Origin of the sequence: Staphylococcus sp. GDB9P120P, from assembly GCF_017893435.1 — a bacterium.
Classification (GTDB): Bacteria; Bacillota; Bacilli; order Staphylococcales; family Staphylococcaceae; genus Staphylococcus; species Staphylococcus cohnii.
In genome coordinates this window covers 1-2,615 of record NZ_JAESNB010000023.1, presented here as the reverse complement: position 1 = coordinate 2,615, position 2,615 = coordinate 1, and the positions used below count along the sequence as shown (strand labels likewise).

The 2,615-nt window shown below is 29.2% G+C and carries 3 protein-coding genes; all 3 read left to right on the top strand.

Annotated elements, in window-relative coordinates; translation table 11 throughout:
- Positions 1 to 332: protein rep (locus KA856_RS13760; protein ID WP_210138782.1), on the top strand; the 332-nt coding region annotated here is incomplete at its 5' end.
- Between the two features lie 605 nt (positions 333 to 937).
- On the top strand, positions 938 to 1,759 hold the full coding sequence (locus tag KA856_RS13755; RefSeq protein ID WP_049948317.1) for a putative RNA methyltransferase: 822 nt from the start codon (positions 938 to 940) through the stop codon (positions 1,757 to 1,759).
- 183 nt (positions 1,760 to 1,942) lie between these two features.
- The coding region (locus KA856_RS13750; RefSeq protein WP_210138781.1) for a protein rep at positions 1,943 to 2,615 on the top strand (673 nt) is incomplete at its 3' end.

Below are 2,615 nucleotides of genomic sequence, written 5' to 3'. Positions count from 1 at the left end.
ATCAAAAAGGTGATAAAGATATCCAAGCAGCAATTAAAGAGACCTCGAAATATTCGGTTAAATCATCAGAATATTTAACTGGGGACAGTGAAAAAGATTCTGAAATCGTGAATGATTTAGAAAAAGGTTTATATCGAAAACGTATGTTGAGTTATGGTGGTTTGCTAAAACAAAAACATAAAATTTTAAATTTAGACGATGCCGAAGATGGTAATTTGATTAATACAAGTGACGAAGATAAAACAACAGACGAAGAAGAAAAAGCACATTCAATTACGGCAATTTGGAATTTTGAAAAACAAAATTATTACTTAAAAGATTTGAAACGTTAGCTTAAAAGCTAGCGTTTTTTTATGCTTTTTTGCCCCTGCGGGAACTATAGCGTTCAACCGGCATGGTTGACCAGTTTACATGCACAAAAATAATTTTGTGCGTAAATGGGCAGTGTCTAAAAAATTCAACACTGGTTTTGCTCAAATTTTTGTTTTTGAAAATAGCATATATTTATTTGGCTCATATTTGCGTTTTAAGAGCTTATATAAGTTTTTAGGTATAAAACTATATGAATTACCCCTAAATCTTTAAAATGACCCCTTAAAATTCAAAATAAAGCCATTTAAAATTCAACAAAACAAAAAAGCCACCATTTAAAATTTTGGCGACTTACAAAATGCATTAGCAATTCTCAATATAGTTGACCGACTATTTGATTTCTTAAATTAATTATAACAAGAACACGCATTTATGCCGAGAAAATTTATTGATGTTGAGAAGAACCCTTAACTAAACTTGCAGACGAATGTCGGCATAGCGTGAGCTATTAAGCCGACCATTCGACAAGTTTTGGGATTGTTAAGGGTTCCGAGGCTCAACGTCAATAAAGCAATTGGAATAAAGCAACTTTGTTATTTATAATTATTTGATTGGAGGTGTGAATATGTTTTTTAAGTGTTCTATATGTGATGAAAAATTAAAGAGAGGTTATAAAACTTTAGCATGTGAGAATAACCATACTTTTGATATTGCAAAAGAGGGTTATTCGAATTTAATTTCAGGGCATAAAAAAAGTAAATACGATAAAAAATTGTTTATTGCTAGAAGAGAATTGAATGATAGTAGCAATTTGTATTCGATATTAATTTCAAAAATCATAGAAATTATTAAAAAATATGAGATTAAAACTAAAAATAATGTGATAGATGTTGGTACTGGTGAGGGTTATATTTTAAATGAAATTAGTAAAACATTTCTTGGTGAAAATGAATTCTTAGGTATAGACATTGCAAAAGAAGGTGTAAAAAAAGCAGCAAAATCATATAAAAATATAAATTGGTTGGTTGCTGATCTAGCTGATATACCAGTTATGAATGGGAATGTAGACTTTTTAATTAATGTGCTTAGCCCTTCTAATTATGATGAGTTTAAAAGAGTTCTAGATAAAGAGGGGAAATTGATAAAAATAATTCCTAATAGTGATTATTTAAAAGAAATAAGGAATATAGTCTTTAGTAATCATAAAAATAAGGATTATGATAATTCTGAGGTTATAGATTTATTTGAAGCTAATTTTAATAAAATTGAAATGATAGACATTAGTTATAAGGTTAAATTAAATAAAGAAGAATTGAATAAATTACTTGATATGACGCCTTTAACGTGGAATTTAAGTGACGTAGAAAAAGAAGGAATAATTAAGAAAAACTTAAGTGAAATTACGATGAGTTTTAAGGTTTTGGTTGGTGGTTTTAAAACGAGTTGAAAACGAGTTTCTTCTTGTCTTGATACTATATAGAAATAACTCAAAGATATAAAAAGTCATTTGAATGTTGATATAACAGTATTTTTGGTTGTTTTTGTGCGTGAAAGGAAAATTTGACATAAAAAAGCTCCAGTAATAAGATTAAAGCATCTACTCATTAATCAATACTGGAGGGCTTTTTATATGCAAGACAATCATACAAAATATATAGACGAAAATCAAGATAATAAAACATTAAAAGATATGACGAAAAGTGGGAAACAACGCCCATGGAGAGAAAAGAAAATAGATAATGTAAGTTATGCAGATATACTGGAAATCTTAAAAATTAAAAAGGCTTTTAACGTAAAACAATGTGGTAACGTCTTAGAGTTCAAGCCAACTGATGAAGGTTATTTGAAATTACATAAGACATGGTTTTGTAAGTCAAAATTATGTCCAGTTTGTAATTGGAGGCGTGCTATGAAAAATAGTTATCAAGCTCAAAGAGTGATTGAAGAAGTTGTTAAAGAAAAGCCAACTGCTCGGTGGTTATTTCTTACTTTGTCGACAAAAAATGCAATAGATGGTGACCACTTGGAACAAAGTTTAAAGCATATGTCTAAGGCTTTTAATAAATTAAAGATGTATACAAAAGTTAAAAAGAATTTGGTAGGTTTTTTACGTTCAACTGAAGTAACAGTTAATAAAATTGACGGTAGTTACAACCAACATATGCATGTTTTGTTATGTGTTGAAAACGCGTATTTTAGAAAAAAGGAAAACTATATTACGCAGACGGAATGGGTCGATTTATGGCAAAAAGCATTACAAGTAAATTATCGACCCGTAGCAAATATTAAAGCGATCAAACCAA